Genomic DNA, 18,515 nt, shown 5'->3' with positions numbered 1-18,515 from the left:
TTCTTTAGTCTCCGATCTTCATCAAAATAGTCGAACGAAATATTTCCCATCCACTAACCACAATTTGAAATAAACAAATCGTACCAAACAAAATCAAAAATAAGCTCATCGTTTTTGAAAAGAGCAATAATGCTAAAAGACCAGCTAGTCCTAATCCTAAGGTAAGCAGTGGATAAATTGTGAAATTAAAAAAACTAGCAAAGCTGCCAAAAATATTTCCGATAAAGATCACGGAAAATAAAAAAATACTTAAAAGCAAGCTATCGGTCAATGATATCTGAAAGATATTATTATTGGCTACGATGGGCTGCTGAAGTGAATATAAATCTAAATACCCACAAGAGGCAACACTGAGAACATGAGTGACTCCTATGGCTCGGTTTATTATTTTCATTCGTATCACCAACTCTCTTTATAATTCTATTATAATCGTTTTATCATCATTTAGAACAAAAAAGGCTTAAATTTTAATTTTTTCTTTTTTCCAAATAATCGTTCACAATCAAAATGACCTAACAACCTATGAGTACCTCTTGTTTTTTTTGTCATGCTCCTCATTTTGTCTGTCTAGTTCTGAAAAAATTTAATTCTTTTTTCAGGCATTTCATGTTCAAACTTCTCCTTTTTAAAATAGAGAATAAATATACTTTTGGGAAAATCTACATCAAACTGATCTATTATTAACTCATAAGTAATAATCAATGTTTTCACTAAAATTCTTTGTGAATAAAAACATTTAAGTGGGGCACATCATTAGTAAAACCTTTAATTAAATTAGTTTGAAAACTTGTAATTGAAGTTAAAATGAAATTTACCATATAAAAAAAGCCTTTATTTTTTATTTCCATTAAAAAGCATCGACATATACTCATCATTTTGTTATCATATATCTGATTAACACTATTTTTATCAGGAGAATATATGAAAACGAAACGACAGACAAGTACATTTTTGCACATAGGGACGCTTTTCGCCCTATTGACACTTTTTTTGTTCTTATGCTATTCCTATTTCAGATCTTCCGATATACCATGTAATGCCTTTGGCTGGTTATTGTTAGATCACCCCGGTTTAAGTCAGGTAGATGAGAGCCTCTTCTTGTTAATTCTTTCATCTTTGTGTGGTTTTATTTTTTCATTGGCTTTTCGAACATATGTGAAAAAACAAATTCCCAAAAAGATGGATGAAGCTGCTACAATTTTTGTTGCATCTAGGTTGCTCGCATTGCTGACCGTTTTATTCTATTCCTTTAACCAAAATTCATTGTTCTTTTTTATACTGAATGGACTGGTTATCATTTTATCCATCTTTACTTACTTTATTTTTTCACTAATATTCAAAAAGTTACGCTTGCCACTTTTAATGCAACTAATCCCACTATTCTGCTTTGTCTATAGTGTCTTTTCTTTTCTTGTATTAGCGTTAGCGCCAACTTTTGATCCAGCAAATATTCAAATCACTAGTAATTTTCTTGAATTACTCTTCATTTCGTGTTTAGGAATGATGATGTGGCAAATAAGAAAAACAGTTCAGGACAAGTAAGTCTAAGTGCCTTGAACTGTTTTTTTATTTTTCGGATGATATTGCTAATAAAGAATCGTTTACAATAGACATAAATGATTGAACTTTACATAAAAAACATCAAAGCTAGTCATTTCTGATAACTTTGATGTCTGAGGATTATTAACAGTTGAGTCTAAAAATTTTTCAGTTGATTTTTTCTATATAAGAAAAATCTGCTAAATTTAGTTCCTTGATAAGACGATCATAGACTTTTCTAGCAATATAAGCATGCTCTTCCACGGTTCTTCCAGCAGTGATTTTGGGTAGTTGTGTTCTGCTGCTTGCCGTTTCAACCAACGGCAATGCTAATTGATAGTTGAACTGATCATCAGTTTTCACAACTTTAACAGTATTCGACAAGATCAGTGAATCAAAGAAGATACTGGAACGACGATTCTTATATTTTTGAGCTTGGATACGCTCAATGATTACTTCAACTTGATCAAAATAATAAGTTTCGTTGACGTCACCGATCAGTTCTACAAGTTTTAAAAATTCTGATGTCACAGGTAATTGTTTCTTTTGTAAATAAAAATAATTGGCAAGAGAATAAGATAACTTGTTATGATAATTTAAAGAAACAAATCGATAATTCTCATTGCCAGCAACCTGTCTCGTCACAGGAATAAGATCTTCTACGGTTGCATAAAAATAGGTTGAATTAGACACGAAACATTCTTGCCAACATTCATTTCCCATAACCAACTGTTTTTCCGTTTGCGACAAAGGACTAATAGCTTGTAAAATCTGGGCTGCAGCTTCTTCAATTTCTTTTTGATAAGTTTCTTCTTCAAATATTGGAAAATTCAACTTATAACGACGATTTTCCCGCTTGATTAGATTTTCATCAATCAACTGATCAAGAAAAGCTTCAAATTTCGGTTGATCAAATTTTTTTTTCAACTCTCTCAAAATAATGTCTTCTTCTTGATGATGATGCAAATACTCAATCAAAGTTGGAAAAACAGCATTGTTTACTAGTTTGCTAAGCAACTGCTGGTGATTTTGTGAATAAAAATAGTTCATTTTTTCCCCTTCTCGTTTTCCCTAGCTCAATCGGAAATAGGCCGAAGAATCCCAAAAATACGAGCAACTATTTTCGGATTCTTCGGCTTATTTTTTAAAGCTGGATCACTTCTGTTCCAACCTCATTTTGATCGAACAAGCTAGGCTGGCATTGTAAGCCTGGAACAAATAGCTGTCAGGCTCTTTAATAACTATCGAATAAAAGGTGTTAGCAACCCCTTAGCTAGCTTAGTTAAAAACTGCTGTTAGCTGAGGAACGACTTGTTTCTTACGAGAAACAACTCCTTTTAATAAGGCACGATTGTTCGTTAATTTAACTTGGAAAGCTTCTTCGACTTTATCTAATCCTTGACCTGCAACTAATAATTCAGAATCGCTATCTAGGATATTCGTTACCACTAGGACAAAGAGGTCATATCCATTTTTAGCCATTTCTTCAGTCATCGCTTCTTCCAGTTCCGTTTGACGAGCCATTACTTCGCTTAAATCGACTGTATTCACTTGTGCAATGCGAACATTAGCTTCTCCCATTGGGAAGCTTTTGGCATCAAGATCAAGTAAGGTTGCAGCTGATTTATCGCTAAGATTTGTACCGGCCTTTAACATATCTAACCCATAGCTTGTCAAATCAACGCCTGCAATTGTTGCAAGTTCTTTTGCAGCTGCCTCATCTTCTGATGTGCATGTTGGTGATTTGAATAGCAATGTATCAGATAAAATTGCAGAAAGCATAATGCCAGCAATCTCTTTAGGAAGTTCTACTTGGTTTTCTTTATATAACTTCAAAATGATTGTACTTGTACAACCTACTGGTTCAGCTCGGTAATAAAGTGGATTTGCTGTTTCAAAATTTGCAATCCGATGATGATCAACGACCGCTAAAATTTCTACTTCTGCAATATCAGAAATACTTTGTTGAAATTCATTATGGTCCACTAGCATCACTTGTGTTGCTTCTTCTTTTGCTGATTGAACGACACGTGGGGCAGATAACTTAAAGTAATCTAATGCATATTGTGTTTCTTCGTTAGGTGTACCTAAAGCTACAGCTTCAGTTTCTTTTCCTAGTTGATTTTGCAAGTGCGAAAAGGCGATTGCCGCTCCAATTGCATCTGTATCTGGATTTTGGTGACCAAAAACTAAAATTTTTGACATTTGTCTCGCTCCTTTATGGTTTCTCCTACTTAATAATAGCAAAAAAACCGAAAGAAGCAATACTGACGCTATAATTTCTAGAATGGAAGATATTCCGATCCACCTTACTTTTATATCAAACAATCGTAAACAAAATTTTTGATAGCGCGAAGTACCATGGAACAGTCATTTAAAAAGTTGGCCATGCCATTACTTATTTCATTGCAGAACTCTTCGCACTGAAAGAAAAAGTTGGAAAAAGTAAATCATTTATCGTTTTTTTTCTTTACTAGCCTTTAATGACTACTTGAGTTTTGAGCAAACGGTTCAACTAAGCGGTTTTCAGCGATTACCTGTGCCATCCATAAACTTGATTGTTTCGGTAACCGTTTATAGCCATTGTCCAGATCGACACGATAAAAACCATATCTATTTTTATAGGCATTCAACCAACTCCAACAGTCAGCAAATGTCCACATATGATACCCGAAGCAAGGAGAACCTTCTGAAATTGCCTGCTGCAGTTGCGTCAAATGTTCAAATAAAAAATCAATTCGGTAGTTGTCGTCAATCATATTCTCTTTATTGTTGAACCGTTCTTCTTGCGACACACCCATCCCGTTTTCTGAAATATACCATGGAATATTGCTATAACTGTTTTTTAACCGCATCGCAATATCATAGATTCCCCGCGGATAAATCTCCCAGCCACGATGTGGGTTAATTCGTTTCTCCGGCCAATCATAACCTCGGAATAAATCTCTTAGTCCTGTGATTGGTCGTTTCTTTTCTTGAGGTGCTTGAACACGTAATGGCTGGTAATAATTACAACCAATAAAGTCTACTGTATTCTCCGCAAAAATTTCTTTATCACCTGTTTCTGTTTTAGGAAGCAAATCACTTTCTCGTAATACCTCTACCAGCTCTTCTGGAAAAGTACCTCGTACCGCACAGTCCAGAAAGCTGCGAATATAAAACAGGTCTGCCCACTTTGCAGCAGCCACGTCTTCAGCTTCTTCGCTTTTAGAGTAAACGGGTGCTAAATTGAGAATGATAGAAATTTGTCCGTCATTAAAAGAAGAGCGCCGGTACTCCTTTACAGCTTTCGCATGCGCTAGTAGTGTGTGATAGGCAACTTGTATAGCTCGTTTAAAATCATGCACCTTGGGCCAATGTGCATCTCCCATATACCCACATTCGATGTGTACAAGAGGCTCATTGAACGTCGCCCATTTTTTTACTAAATCGCCAAAAGCTTCAAACGCAGTCTTTGCGTAAAATGCAAAATGATCCGCTGACTCACGAACTTCCCAGCCACCTTTTTCCATCAGCCACCAAGGCATATCAAAATGGAACAAATTGATGATCGGCTCAATGCCATTATCCAGCATTTCCTGAAAATAGGCTCGGTAAAAATCAACAGCTTGCGGATTTAATGTCTTGCCATCCGGTAAAAGACGCGTCCAAGCAATCGATGTCCGATAGGAATTTAAATTCATTGCCTTCATACAGGCAACATCTTCTTTGTATTGATAATACGTATTAGAGGTATTTTCTGGTCCTGTTCCGTTATAAAACAATTCTGGTTCTATTTCAAACCACTTATCCCAAGTTGATGGGCTCTTGCCATCAACCAAAGCAGCTCCTTCTGTCTGAGGGGCAGAAGCCGCTGCTCCCCACAGAAAGTTTTGTGGAAATGTATCCATTTAAAATTTCCTTCCTTTTCTATCGTTTTATCCACTGATTCCCTTCAGTCAGTGAACCCAATGATCATCGTTTATGTTGGTTCATTCTTTTTCTCATTTATATTTACCATGATTTGGCAAAATTATTTAGTCAGTGTGATACTCGTTCTCTTTGATCTTTATCATGAAACCATTTGTTTGACCATCATCGCTATGCTAGTTGCTAATAATCTCATTTTGGTTTCTCCAAACTCTTGATGTTTTGTTCAAACAAAGCTGGACGCTAGGAACATCCCCAACGTCCACTTTGATGTTAAAGATGATTATTCGGTTTTAGCCCAACGATCATATGCTTTTTGATAAGTGCTGACAAAATCATTTAATCCCATTGATTTTAATGTACTGACATATTCATCCCATTTAGCCAAACTTTCCACACCTGTAATAAATTTAGCTTCCATTTGCTCTACATAAGTCCGAATGTCCGTCGCGTTGATCGCAATTTGATCTGCTTCATCTTTCGTCATATAAACAATTGGGAAAGGTACCTCGGTATTGGGCATGATTTTCTCGTTGATTTCTTTCATGCGAAATTCCGTCCATACACTAGGATCAGGATCGTTGACATTAGCTAAAACACTTTGGGCATAATCGTCTTCTAATCCCGGTACGACTAAGCCATAATCCATTGCAATTTTCCCACGGTCTTCTTCCATCTTTTGTTTATTTTCACCTGTGTATACCCGAACTTTTTCTCCAGAATCGTTTGTTTCATATTTCCAAAATGCCCCTTCTGGACCTTTTGTCATTAAATCTTGTCCTTCTTCTGTGTAAAGATAGTCCGCCCATCGCATTGCTGCCTCTGGACTTTTACATTTATTGGTAATCACAAACGTTCCAGTTGTTACACGAGGATGACCCGGTGCTAAAGGTGTATTTTGAATACTTGAAGTAACTGGTGAAAACATTGGATCTGATAAAGACTCCTCAGGCATTTTACCAGTAGCCATGTATGAAGCATACGCGCCAAATAAACCGACTTTATCTGTTTGTGTGTTTCCTTGATACTTTTCTTCTGACTGCGAGAAGACTTCTGGGTCCAGCAATCCTTCAGAATAAAGTTTATTCATATACGTTAAATATTCCTTATAGTTAGCCGATGCAGCAGCATAACGCACTTTTCCGTTAACTTCTTCGATTCCTAAAGATTTCATACCAAAAGCAGGTAGCAACCACGTACGAATAATTGCCAACTTGTTGCCGTCTGATAACGGAATCTCATCTTGTTTGCCATTACCGTTGGGGTCTTCTTCTTTGAATCGCTTCAACAATTTATATAACTCATCCGTGTTTTTTGGCAATTCGGTTACCCCTAATTTTTCTAGCCACTCGCCGTTATACCATAAAGGTGAGATATAAAGAGGGCTAGAGGTATCTTCTGGATATAATCGTGGTAAAGAATAAATGTGCCCATCTGGTGCAGTAATTGATTTTTTGAACTCTGGGTTTTCATCAAGGATTTTCTTTAAATTTGGCGCATAGTCATCAATCAAATCCTCCAAGGCAATTAAAATTCCTTGTGATCCATAATCTGATTGTTTGGCATTTGAAAGACCACTTCCTGCACCAAAAATAACATCTGGTAACTCACCAGAAGCAAAAGCCAAATTCAATTTCGCTTCAAAATCTGTACTTGGCGGAGTAATATAATCAAAATTGATTCCAGTTAATTCCGCTAACGCTTTAGCCGAAGCTAACTCATCCCATTCTGCTTCTCCACCAGGAGCCATCATCGTCATGTTGATTTTTTCTTTGACGATTGGCATTCCGGTTTTTTCAACGGCAATAGTTTCTTCTTTTCCAGCAGTATTTCCCTTGTTCCCACAAGCACCCAAAAGAGTTGTTGTCAACACTAATGATGCAATTAATAAATAACATTTTTTCATTCATTTCACTCACTCTCTTATTTATTTTTTAGTTAGCCTTTCAAAGAACCAACCATGACACCTTTAACAAAGTACTTTTGTAAAAACGGATAGATCATAATGATTGGTAATGTCGAAACGATCATTACTCCATATTTAATGACTTGTGCAAGCTGTTGTTTACTATAAGCTACTTCTGCTGCCGCTGCTGTCATCTCTGTTGTTCCTTTTGTTAAATCTTGATTCACTAAAATCTCTCGCAGGATTAATTGAAGCGGATACATTGATTTGTTTGTTAAATAGATTAACGCGCTAAAATAACTATTCCAATGGGCCACTCCGCAAAATAGTCCCATTACTGCAATAATTGGCATTGATAATGGTAAAACAATCTTCATAAATATCTGAAAGTCAGAACATCCATCAATCAATTCCGCTTCCTCCATTTCTCTAGGAATGGTAGATTGAAAGAAAGTACGTGTAATTGCAATATTATAAACTGAAACGGCCCCTGGAATAACTAACGCCCAAATCGAATCATTCATCCCTAGATTTTTAATCAATAAATAAGTAGGTACCAAACCGCCACTGATAAACATAGGAACCATCAAAAACTTCATAAATAGATTTTTCCCATAAAATTCTGCTCTTCCTAGAGCATATGCACAAGGAAGTGTACATAATAAATTGATAAATGTTCCTAGTAATGTGTAATAAATCGTGTTCCGGTAACCTTGCCAGATACTTTTATACGTAAAAATCGTTTTGTAACCATCCCAAGTGATCTTTTTTGGCAATAACCACATTTCTCCAGAATTGACGGAGGTCGGACTAGATATAGATGCGCTTATAACATAAATCAACGGATAAATAACCAACAAAAGGGCAATGGCAATAAACAAGTAGATGAGAAACATAAAAAATTTGTCGCCTTTCGATGATCGGATCGCTTTTGAATACATTATTTTCCCTCCATTACCATAAACTTGTTTCGCTGACTTTACGCGAAATTTTATTTACTGTGATCAATAAAAATGCGTTGATTGCTGCATTGAACAGTCCGACAGCTGATGCATAGCTGTATTGCGCATCAAGCAACCCTTGTTTGTAAACAAACGTTGCAATCACATTTGAAGAATCCATATTCAACGCGTTTTGCATCAACAGGATTTTTTCATAACCTAATGACATCAAACTCCCTACATTCATGATCAGTAAAATAACCATAGTAGGAATGATAGTCGGTAGGTTGATATACCAGATTCTTTGCCATCTCGTTGCACCATCGACAGTTGCAGCTTCATGAAGCTGTGTATCAACACCAGATAATGCAGCTAAATAAATCACTGAGCCCCATCCTGTTCCTTGCCAAACCCCAGATAATACGTAGATCGTTTTAAACCAACGAGGATCTGTCATGAAACTAATTCGCTCAAAACCTAGAAAAACCAGTAGATGGTTAATAATACCGGTGGAAGGCGTCAAAAAAGCAATTAACATACCGCATACGACAACGACTGAAATAAAATTAGGTGCATAAGTCACTGTCTGCGTAAATTTTTTAAATTTTCCATCTTTCAACTCATTTAGTGCTAATGCTAAAATAATCGGTAGCGGAAATCCTACGACCAAAGAATATATACTGATACCTAACGTGTTTTTAATTAGATCCCAGAAATAGTAGGAATCAAAAAAACGTTGGAAATGCTTAAATCCTACCCAAGGACTTCCAAAAATCCCTAATGATGGGATATAATCCTTGAATGCTATAATCACGCCGTACATGGGACCGTAAGAAAAAACAGTAACCACCACCAATGCTGGAATGACAAAAACATACAGCTGTCGGCTTTTATATAATTTTTTTTTGATCTCTGACCATTTTGTTTTCTCTTTTTCTTTATTGACATCAAGTAATGCATCAGCCATTTTTTAACCTCCTTTTATGAAGTTCACTCATCTCTATCCTTGTGGCTTTTTTAAAATTTCAAGACCAATCAGCCCAATTGCTGGTTTCTCTAATTCACTGCTGAGGATATATATTTGATCTTCTTCCGTATATACTTCTAATTCTTTTTTTGTAGATAAATCTTTAATCACATGATGTTTCCCGGCCTCAATGTCAGCTAAAAATATTTTTTCTTGTGTAAAGCGAATACTTTGAAAGGCATAATGTATGGTTTGATCTTTGCTGTATGTTAATTTCCACTGATTTTGCCATTCTTTAGGTTGTGAGCGAGTTTCATAGATTCCTTCTCCATAGATATTTAGCCAATTCCCAATTTCCTGTAAGATTTTGGTTTCTTCATCAGTAAAGGTACCATCTGGTTTTGGCCCAACTCCTAAGATCAAATTCCCACCTTTGCTGACCACATCGACAAAAGTTTCCAATAGTTCTTGGGAACTCTTAAAGCGATCATTTGGTACATAGCCCCAATCATCACCAATCGGGATATTACTTTCCCAAACTTTCTTGGGAATTTCAGCTAGTTCTGGCACCTTTCGTTCAGGGGTCACATAGTTCTCATGTCTGCCCCCCATCATACGATCCACAATAATTAATTCCGGTTGCTTCTCACGAGCGATTTCTGCTAATCGATCCATTTCCAGGTCTTCTTTTTTCTGTCCACACCAACCAGCATCTAACCATAAAAGATCCACATGACCATAGTTATGCGTGATTTCTTTAATCTGATTATGAACAAAACTTACGTAACGTTGCCAAATTTCTGGGTAACGTTCCGTATCATAGCTCGCATGACGCCCCTTAATCGTATCGTCATCCAACCAATAAAACGGCGAATACCAATCGGCTTTTGAATAGTAGGCTCCTGTTGCTATTTCTTCCTTACGAAAAGCCTCAAAAACTTCTTTTAAAATATCTCTTTTAAACGGGCTTTGTTTACCGCCAACCTTATATTCTGTTTCAAGAGTATTGTACATATTAAACCCATCGTGATGTTTCGTTGTAAAAATACAATACTTAATGCCTGCTTCTTTACATATACTTGCCCATTTCTTTGCCTGTAATTTTTCTGGGTTAAACTCTTTAATCAAATTCCAGTAGTCTAGTTGCAGTTGTTTAAAATCTTTCCGAAACTCACGCCCTTCTCTTGCCCAAAGGTCTTTTTCAGAAAGTTGCCAAGATTCTACGATTCCTGCTTGAGCATAAAGTCCGTAGTGAAAAATCACGCCAAGTTTTAAATCTTGAAACCATTCTAATCGTTCTTTTAGCATTTCTGTTTCTGGATAAGTCCTATGATCTAATTCAACCTCTTTAGGTACTTCGATATCTCCGCGTATCGCCATTTATGAAACCCCTTTCATGTTTGTGCTTTAAATTTACAAAAAAAGCAAGGCAACAGCAATATGTAAAAAGCATAAGCTATGTAAAAACAGCATAAAGCGTAACTTATTTAGAGGATATCTATATCTTATCTCTTAGTCGGAAAGTAACTATGTAAAAGTAGAAAAAGCTATGTAATAATCGCATACTGATAGAAAACATAAATAAACCTTACTATAATAAAAAGAGCTGTATGACTAATACAAGGAGGTTTTAGCTATGAATCAACATAAACGATCACCACATTCTATTTTTGATTTCACCTATTCTTTAGGAAAATTCTTGCTTTTTCTCATCAAGCTCCAAGTATTTTGGTTTTTATCGGTATTAAAAGGTTGTATTCTACTAGGAACTTTTCCCGCAAGTGTTACCGTTCTCAAATTTTTCTATCATTTATTTGAAGAAAAACAAATTCCTCAAGTCTTATATTCAGATTTTCAAACAAGCTTCAATAATCTGTTTATTTCAACAAATCAACTAGGCTATGCTGCTGGCATGTTACTAGGATTTCTATGGATGGATCTGAGAATTGCAGCTGTATATTTACAAAACCCTTTCATTCATATGGGGATCTTATTATTATTTATCGCAACTGTCATGGTCATTCTTTATTTATTCCCAGTATTTTTACGTTATGATTTGTCATTCACACAATATTTCAAACAAGCATTATTTCTATCTTTGTGTAGCTTGATTGAAACCGTAGCGATTATTCTGGGGCTCTTTGTCGTGACGGCGGTCTCTACCTTTTTCCCAATTTTGACAATCGTGGCTTTTGTGCCTTTATTCTGTTTGCCATTAAGTTGGTTCTCTTTGCAATCAATGATTAAAATTGAAGAAAAAAATCGTACGTTAATGCAATAATAAAAAACGAATCTTAAATCAAACAAACAGCTAAAAGCTGTAACAGAACTGCGAGGAGATTTTACAAGGAAACCTCAATAATAGCTCTTTTTTTAACTTACAATCTACAATGCGATTCGTCAGCCCTTTAGGTAAAAGTCAAATGTCTGTTTCACTCCTTATTCATAATTGTCGCCATCAAAGGGAACCTTCTGTCAATCGTTGACTCAAGCCTTTTTTCAATTTTTGCTAAGGCTACTACCTGTTACTTATCCCTTTCGTTTTTTCTTTCATTTATTATTTTCCAGAAGCTGATCGACTATGTATATTCATCAACTTTCACTATGTCAAATAAACAGATTATGTACTTTCAAGCTAGTTATTTTCTTTTTTTACAAGTGCTATATACTGAAAAATGAAAACGATTACTTCAAGGAGGTTATTATGCAAGTTTCAATCGAACTTACAGATGTCATGCGTGATTTTTTTGAAATTGCGACAAACGAATTAGCGTTAACTATTTCAGATAATGGAAAACCACTCCAACTGATTCAGCGCAACGGTTCATTAAAAATTGAAAATAAAGAAAACGAAACGTTTATCTATTTTCAGGAAAAAGCCCATCTTTTTCGAGCGCTGTCACTCTGGTTAGATCGCTGTGAAGAAGAATTTGTTTATGAAGAGTTCCCGCAATTTGAAAAAATTGGGCCCATGGTAGATCTTTCTAGAAATGCTGTGATGACTGTTGATCAGCTGAAACACTTTTTTGTTCTTTGTAGCAAGATGGGATTAAATAGCTGCATGCTTTATATGGAAGATACGTATCAAATCCCTGATTATCCTTACTTTGGTTATTGTCGTGGTGCCTATTCTCTTGAGGAATTAAAGGCGTTGGATGCTTTTGCAGAGACGGTAGGGATTGAGCTGATTCCTTGTATTCAAACGCTGGCTCATTTAACTAATCCGCTAAAATGGGGATTTGCCAATGGCATGAGAGATACAAGTGATATTCTCCTTGTGGAAGAGGAAAAAACATATCAATTTTTAGATCGTGCAATTTCTGTGATCGCAGCCGCTTTTAAAACGTCAAAAATTCATATCGGGATGGACGAAGCTCATGAGCTGGGACGTGGTCATTATTTAACCCAGCATGGTTTGATCGATCGCTTTGATATTATGGAAAAGCATCTGAAAAAAGTAATGGAAATCTGCAGAAACTATCAGTTACAGCCCATGATGTGGAGCGATATGTTTTTTAGAATCGGTTCAAAGTCAGGAGACTATTACGATAAAGACGTACATTTCCCAGAAGATTTGATTGCAAAGATTCCTGAAATTAGTATGGTTTATTGGGATTATTACCATCATTCAAAAGAAGAATACCAATTGCATTTTTCAAATCATAAAAAATTGCAACGACCGATCGTTTTTGCGGGCGGTATCTGGACGTGGAATGGTCTTGCACCAAATTATGGAAAATCGTTTGAAACGACCAGTGCTAGTCTTTCTGTCGCAAAAGAGGAAAAAATCAACGAAGTTTATGCTACTTTATGGGGCGATGATAGTGCTGAAACACCGATCATCGCAAGTTTGTTAGGATTACAACAATTCAGCGAGGAACAATTTGCTCCTGAAGTAAGCATGGAACTGATTAAAGAGCGTTTCCGTCTCTTCCACCATCTTGAGGCTGATGATTTTTTACTGCTAGATGCTTTTGATCAGACGAAAGGTGTAGCAAAAAATAACCCTGATGGATCAAATAGTAGTAAGTTGGCACTTTATCAAGATCTATTATACGGTCTTTACGATGTTGATCTGCAAAATTTAGAACTTCCTTCGCATTATAAGGACTTAAGTGAGAAACTATCTAGCGTAACAGCTAATGAGGACACACAAACGATGTTTACTTTTTATCAGAAATTAGCACAAGTCCTTTTTATAAAAACAAATTTGATCGGTCGCTCTTATCGAGCCTACCAATCAAAAAGGAATGACCAGTTACAACTAATCCTTCACGAACTGGAAGTTCTCACCAAAAAGATCAATGAGTTGCAACACCTCCATCGCCAGCTATGGTTTGAATGGAATAAACCCTTTGGCTATGAAATTATCGATCTTCGTTACGGTGCCTTAAAAAGTCGGATAGAAACAACCGTTTGGCGACTGAATAAATTTTTAACAGGAGAAATCAAGCAATTGCCTGAGCTTGAGCAAACGCCTTTACCCTTCGATGCTCCTTTCAAAACAGCAAGCGGCGTCGGGCGAAACTTGTTCCATGGAATTTATAGTGCTAGTAAACTATCAGATATCTAAAGGCAGGGATAAAAAATGAAAAAGAGAACTCTTTTTTTGGTCATTCTGAGTATTTTTTTGTTGGTCACCTCTGCTTCTCAGCTTGTCAGAAACGTGCCTCGTGTCGAAGCAAAACAGACATCTACTAAAATCACTGGGAAAATCAATAATCAAAGAACTGCGAACATCTGCCATCAGCTTTTGCAACAAAATTTAAAGGCTGCAACGGATAAAAATCTGAACGACTATTTAGCAACACTAGTCAAAGATGCACATAAAGCGACCACAAAAGAAATGCAGCAATTTTTTAAAGACTATGATGTCAGTCATGAACTGCTTTCTTTCGAAGTAATCAAACAAGCACCTCAATCGATGTTAGTAGTGGCAGAACAAAAAACAGTGAATCATGGGAAGAAGGCATATCGAGATCATATCACAACGGCATATCACACCTTTATTTTGGAAGAGAATAAATGGAAAATCAAAGAAACAACAATGACAAATACACAATTTTTAAATTAGGAGTGTTCATATGAAAAAATTCAATAATTGGCCCACCGACTATCCTGATCCTAACTGGTTTATCCATGATCGTTTTGGTTTGTTTATCCATTTTGGCTTGTTCAGTGTGGGAGCTAGACACGAATGGTTTATGACCACAGAACAAGTCTCTTTAAAGGAATATTCAAAAAAATATTTTCAGCATTTTAACCCTGATTTGTTTGATGCAGATGCTTGGGCAAAAGAAGCCGCTCGCTGTGGGGTAAAATACATGGTATTCACGACAAAACATCATGAAGGCTTTGCCTTATGGGATACGAAACAAACTGATTACAAAATCACCAATACTGCTTTTGGACGAGATCTTCTGGCAGAGCTACTCCCGGCTTTTCGCAAAGTCGGGATCAAAATCGGGTTATATCACTCACTGATCGATTGGCGCCATGAACATTTCCCACTGGACGGACTGCATCCTGAAAGAGAGAACCAGAAACTGCGAGAAAAAAATTCTGAAAGAGATATCAAGATTTATCAACGCTATCTACGTGAACAAGTCAAAGAATTACTGACAGAATATGGAAAAATCGATTATTTATGGTTCGATTTTTCTTACAGCCACCGCGATTGGGGATGGTCAAAAGGAAAAGGGCACATTGATTGGGATAGCGAAGCACTAGAAAAGCTCTGCTTAGAACTGCAACCTCATCTCCTATTGAATGATCGGCTTGATTTAGGCCATGGCATCACTACTCCAGAACAGTTTCAACCTGATAAACCATTAGAGAAAAACGGCATGCCTGTTATCTGGGAAGCCTGTCAAACAATGTATGGCACTTGGGGGTATGACCGTGACAATATGGAATGGAAAAGTAGTGAGATGCTTTTGAAAATGCTGATTGATACCGTTTCAAAAAATGGGAATTTCTTGATGAATATTGGTCCTAATCCACGAGGAATGATTGATACGAAAACGTTGGAACGGCTTCATGCTATCGGGGATTGGATGACCCTTCACAAAGCATCAGTCATTGGTTGTTCATATAGCGCCTTTGAAGCTCCTGACGATTGCCGATATACACAAAATGGAAACAAGCTTTATCTGCATCTCTTTTCTTATCCTTACCGCAACCTTCATCTTAAAGGATTAGCAGGTAAAGTTGAGTTTATTCGTCTGCTCAATGATGGCTCGGAAATTTTTTATCGAGGATTTGATCCGGACGAAGTGATTACTTCTACAGAAGCAGTCATTGCTCCAGAAGATCTTGTCATCACCTTGCCAATCATCAAGCCTGATGTGCTGATCCCAGTAATTGAAATTACCTTGAAAGACGAATAAAGAGCAAATAAAGACCAAATAAAAAGCAGATGATACTTCCTTCGGTGATTCACAAAAAATACCGGCATCGAAAGCTTGTAAAAACATACTTTTATTGAGAAATATCGTAAAACATTTGAATAACTACCCAAGTTGTATGCTGAAAAAGCAACAATTTGGGTAGTTATTTCAGTCTTTTACAATTATTTGCTCTTGTTTTTTTGTAAGAAGCTCAAAACTGGAAATAAAATGACTTCTTCGTCCTGCTCCAGTTCGATGCCTCCCTTAGTTTACTCCTATTTATTGCTTATAAAGTTCCTTCTCTATTCATTGTTCGGTATTGACCTGGAGTCACACCAACGTTCGTCCTGAATTTTCTCGTATAGTTTGAAACATCATAATAACCATTCTTTTGAATAATCGTTTTTATTGGCAAATCAGTTTCTATTAAGTCTTGCTTGATTTTTTCTAGCCGCAATTCTTGCAGATATTTTGAGAAAGTAGTACCTGTTTCTTTTTTGATAAAACGGCTAAGATAGGAAACTGAAAGTTGAAATTCATCTGCCAACTTTTCCATAGATAATTGGGAAGAAGCATAATTTTTGTGAAGATATTCGAACAATTCTTTTTTCAGCACAGACTCTTGATTTTGTGGCTTAACTTGCATAACCTCACAGATCATTTTTGCGAGCATTAATAGTTGTTGCTTCAATTCGAGTAAATTACTAAACTTGGCACTTCTTTCTGCTTTTTTCAAAATTGTTTTATTTTGCAAATTACTACTTACTTTAGCAACTGCATTTAATAGATAAAAACCATACATTTTTTGTCCACTATAAGAAAAATGTTCTTTAATCCCCCGCTCAATCAACGATTCAATCGTTTCCGCAGCAATCGTTAAGTCTCCTTGACGCAGACTTTGAATCAATTTCAGTTTTTCTCCATCTGGGTAATTAATGCTGGTTGAAGACTCTTCACTTGGAATTTCATTATAGAAAACAAAGTTATTTTCTACTGTTGAATAGTCTAATGCGGCCAAACCTTCAATATAAGAAGCATTGATCTTCGTAAGGTTTTCAGTACTATTTCCTACTCCTATCCTAAAAGTACCGTAACACGCTTTTTTTAGTTGCTGAATCATCTCTATTACAACTTTCTTGTGACTAGTTTTTTCATAGGTACTAAAGATATAGGCGGTCACTCCTGCAGATAGGATCTCTGTACCATATCCCGAAAAGTTCTTTCCGCTTACTTTCAGCGGTAACTCATTAGCTGTGTCGTCAATGCTCTGGATAGGATAATCAACTACGACGACAAAATAGCAAGTACCGGTAAAATGCACTTGGACAGAGTTCAGTAGAACTAATGAATCTTCTGGAGACTTAAATTTCCCTCCTAAAATTTTTCTAAGGACCTGTTCTCTCGCATGGGGAGTCTGTCGTTTAATTTCTTTATGTAGCTCTTCATGTTCGTTCAAAAATTGCGCCAACGTTTCATACACATTCCCGTTGGAAACAGCTACACCAATTTTATTTCGATAATATTGATCAATCAATTTTTCAATGTTGCGGATCGGCTGTGAAAAACGAGTACCTATAATCACTACAAGCACTAGACCAAACACAAAAATCACAAAAAAAAGTTTTAAAAACTTTTGGTGGATGGTATTGATCTTTGTCAAAGCTTGTGATGGATCCATTACAGAAACAAACGACATATTCAAATCCCTGCTATTCAAAGACTGGACAAGATAGTTTCGATGGTTGTAGTAAAAATTATCCTGTTGCAAGATCATTTGAATTTGCTTCGGCTGATGCAAATGCGCCATTAGTTTGTTATTACTGGTATCTGCTGCTAGAATACGATACGAGTCATCAATCAGATAGTTGGTACTGATACCATCACTATTGGAAAGATTCAACAGCTTATTCAAAATCGAAAGATTGATTGAATAGATTGCTGCGCCATAAAAATGCATTTCTGCATCTTTAATTGGAACAATGTAAAAAAGTTGTGTGGAATTGGGTTCTTTTTTCAGGGTTAGCCCAGTTGGAATATCGTTATCTAGATGTGAAAGCAGCTCTTTTTTATCAAGCGAATGATTATTGATTTTTCGTTGCAAAAAATTGTCCACTGTCAAGCTACCGGCAGATGAAAACAATGTATTTGGGTTTTCTTTGTAGTAAAGATAAATTTCCTCAACAAAATCATTACTTAGCTTATATTGTTGCAAGCTAAGTTGTCCTTCACGAGCATAATAACTATGGGAAAGCCTTCCAGGTGAAAGATTGGTGTTATAAGGAATATGTTGAGTGATATTATCCAATTGCAAAAACTTATTTTCAGATGAGTACTTCAATTGGAGTAACTGGTTCTTGGCTGTCAAAACAACTTGCTGATTAATGCTTTCTTTAGCCGTATGAAACCAAATTAACGATACCATAAAAAATGGCACTAGAAAGACAAAAAGATAAGATAAAATCGACTTAGAAAGCTGTCTGTGCTGTTTATTTTTCCCGTTAGTAGCAACTTCTCGTACCATATGTCCCTCCTTGATTCTTTAGCTAATCCTGTCGTGGTATCTAGGGCTTTAGTTATAAATAGCAACTTTTCATTTCTATAATTACTCCTCACAATTCCATCCGCATTGGTCAATGAATAGATATCTACAGGCTGCTGATCCCGATGAAGATACCTAAAAAAGCTGATCCATCAACTTCATAGAACCATTTTCTTTATCCTGACAACCCAGCTTTTTGCCGACACATTTTATTTACATATATCACAAATCTAATTTTTATCTGTTATTCTTCCATCGTTTCCTTTTATTCCAACGTATGTATGCCTCGATTATAAAGCGCTTTCTAAGCAAAGGAAATCCTTGC

Annotated in this window: 14 protein-coding genes; 5 read left to right on the top strand and 9 right to left on the bottom strand. The window is 36.2% G+C overall.

Annotated elements, in window-relative coordinates; translation table 11 throughout:
- Window positions 1–4: 4 nt before the first annotated feature.
- The gene (locus IGK21_RS05350; protein WP_034700331.1) at window positions 5–394 is read right to left on the bottom strand and encodes a hypothetical protein; all 390 of its coding nucleotides are present in this window, start codon (window positions 392–394) and stop codon (window positions 5–7) included.
- Between the two features lie 527 nt (window positions 395–921).
- On the opposite strand from IGK21_RS05350, the gene IGK21_RS05345 reads away from it, so the two are divergent.
- Window positions 922–1,542, top strand: a complete 621-nt coding sequence (locus IGK21_RS05345; protein ID WP_010719437.1) for a hypothetical protein — start codon at window positions 922–924, stop codon at window positions 1,540–1,542.
- A gap of 165 nt (window positions 1,543–1,707) precedes the next feature.
- Here IGK21_RS05345 and IGK21_RS05340 read toward each other — a convergent pair whose 3' ends face one another.
- The 7 genes from IGK21_RS05340 to IGK21_RS05310 all read right to left on the bottom strand — a co-directional run bounded on the left by IGK21_RS05340 (window position 1,708) and on the right by IGK21_RS05310 (window position 10,642).
- Window positions 1,708–2,589: a DUF1803 domain-containing protein gene (locus IGK21_RS05340; protein ID WP_181914926.1), complete on the bottom strand. Its 882-nt coding sequence runs from the start codon at window positions 2,587–2,589 to the stop codon at window positions 1,708–1,710.
- A 228-nt stretch (window positions 2,590–2,817) separates the two neighbouring features.
- A complete protein-coding gene (locus IGK21_RS05335) occupies window positions 2,818–3,744 on the bottom strand; it encodes a manganese-dependent inorganic pyrophosphatase (RefSeq protein WP_010719439.1) in 927 nt (308 codons plus the stop codon).
- A 275-nt stretch (window positions 3,745–4,019) separates the two neighbouring features.
- The gene (locus tag IGK21_RS05330; protein WP_181914925.1) at window positions 4,020–5,429 is read right to left on the bottom strand and encodes a glycoside hydrolase family 1 protein; all 1,410 of its coding nucleotides are present in this window, start codon (window positions 5,427–5,429) and stop codon (window positions 4,020–4,022) included.
- 302 nt (window positions 5,430–5,731) lie between these two features.
- Window positions 5,732–7,354: an extracellular solute-binding protein gene (locus IGK21_RS05325; protein WP_438719017.1), complete on the bottom strand. Its 1,623-nt coding sequence runs from the start codon at window positions 7,352–7,354 to the stop codon at window positions 5,732–5,734.
- A 32-nt stretch (window positions 7,355–7,386) separates the two neighbouring features.
- Window positions 7,387–8,298, bottom strand: coding sequence for a carbohydrate ABC transporter permease (locus tag IGK21_RS05320; protein WP_374220260.1), 912 nt, complete (start codon window positions 8,296–8,298; stop codon window positions 7,387–7,389).
- 10 nt (window positions 8,299–8,308) lie between these two features.
- Window positions 8,309–9,262, bottom strand: coding sequence for an ABC transporter permease (locus IGK21_RS05315; RefSeq protein WP_181914922.1), 954 nt, complete (start codon window positions 9,260–9,262; stop codon window positions 8,309–8,311).
- Window positions 9,263–9,295: 33 nt separating this feature from the next.
- A complete protein-coding gene (locus IGK21_RS05310) occupies window positions 9,296–10,642 on the bottom strand; it encodes an alpha-L-fucosidase (protein WP_181914921.1) in 1,347 nt (448 codons plus the stop codon).
- 256 nt (window positions 10,643–10,898) lie between these two features.
- Here IGK21_RS05310 and IGK21_RS05305 point away from each other — a divergent pair, with 256 nt between their 5' ends.
- The 4 genes from IGK21_RS05305 to IGK21_RS05290 all read left to right on the top strand — a co-directional run bounded on the left by IGK21_RS05305 (window position 10,899) and on the right by IGK21_RS05290 (window position 15,651).
- Entirely contained in the window at window positions 10,899–11,543 is a 645-nt protein-coding gene (locus tag IGK21_RS05305) for a DUF624 domain-containing protein (RefSeq protein WP_181914920.1), read from the top strand.
- Window positions 11,544–11,966: 423 nt separating this feature from the next.
- Window positions 11,967–13,835: a beta-N-acetylhexosaminidase gene (locus tag IGK21_RS05300; RefSeq protein WP_181914919.1), complete on the top strand. Its 1,869-nt coding sequence runs from the start codon at window positions 11,967–11,969 to the stop codon at window positions 13,833–13,835.
- Between the two features lie 15 nt (window positions 13,836–13,850).
- Window positions 13,851–14,336 carry a hypothetical protein gene (locus IGK21_RS05295; RefSeq protein ID WP_181914918.1) on the top strand — a complete coding sequence of 162 codons (486 nt, stop codon included), beginning with the start codon at window positions 13,851–13,853 and terminating at the stop codon, window positions 14,334–14,336.
- 10 nt (window positions 14,337–14,346) lie between these two features.
- Window positions 14,347–15,651 (top strand): alpha-L-fucosidase, encoded by a 1,305-nt coding sequence (locus tag IGK21_RS05290; protein WP_181914917.1) that lies wholly within the window; start codon window positions 14,347–14,349, stop codon window positions 15,649–15,651.
- Between the two features lie 286 nt (window positions 15,652–15,937).
- Here IGK21_RS05290 and IGK21_RS05285 read toward each other — a convergent pair whose 3' ends face one another.
- Complete coding sequence (locus IGK21_RS05285; RefSeq protein WP_181914916.1) at window positions 15,938–18,172, bottom strand: helix-turn-helix domain-containing protein; 2,235 nt, start codon at window positions 18,170–18,172, stop codon at window positions 15,938–15,940.
- Window positions 18,173–18,515 lie beyond the last annotated feature (343 nt).

It is taken from the genome of Enterococcus sp. DIV1421a (assembly GCF_051711025.1).
Lineage (GTDB): Bacteria > Bacillota > Bacilli > Lactobacillales > Enterococcaceae > Enterococcus_B > Enterococcus_B hirae.
Note: the sequence above shows the minus strand (reverse complement) of the source record. Positions and strands in the feature narration are given on the sequence as shown.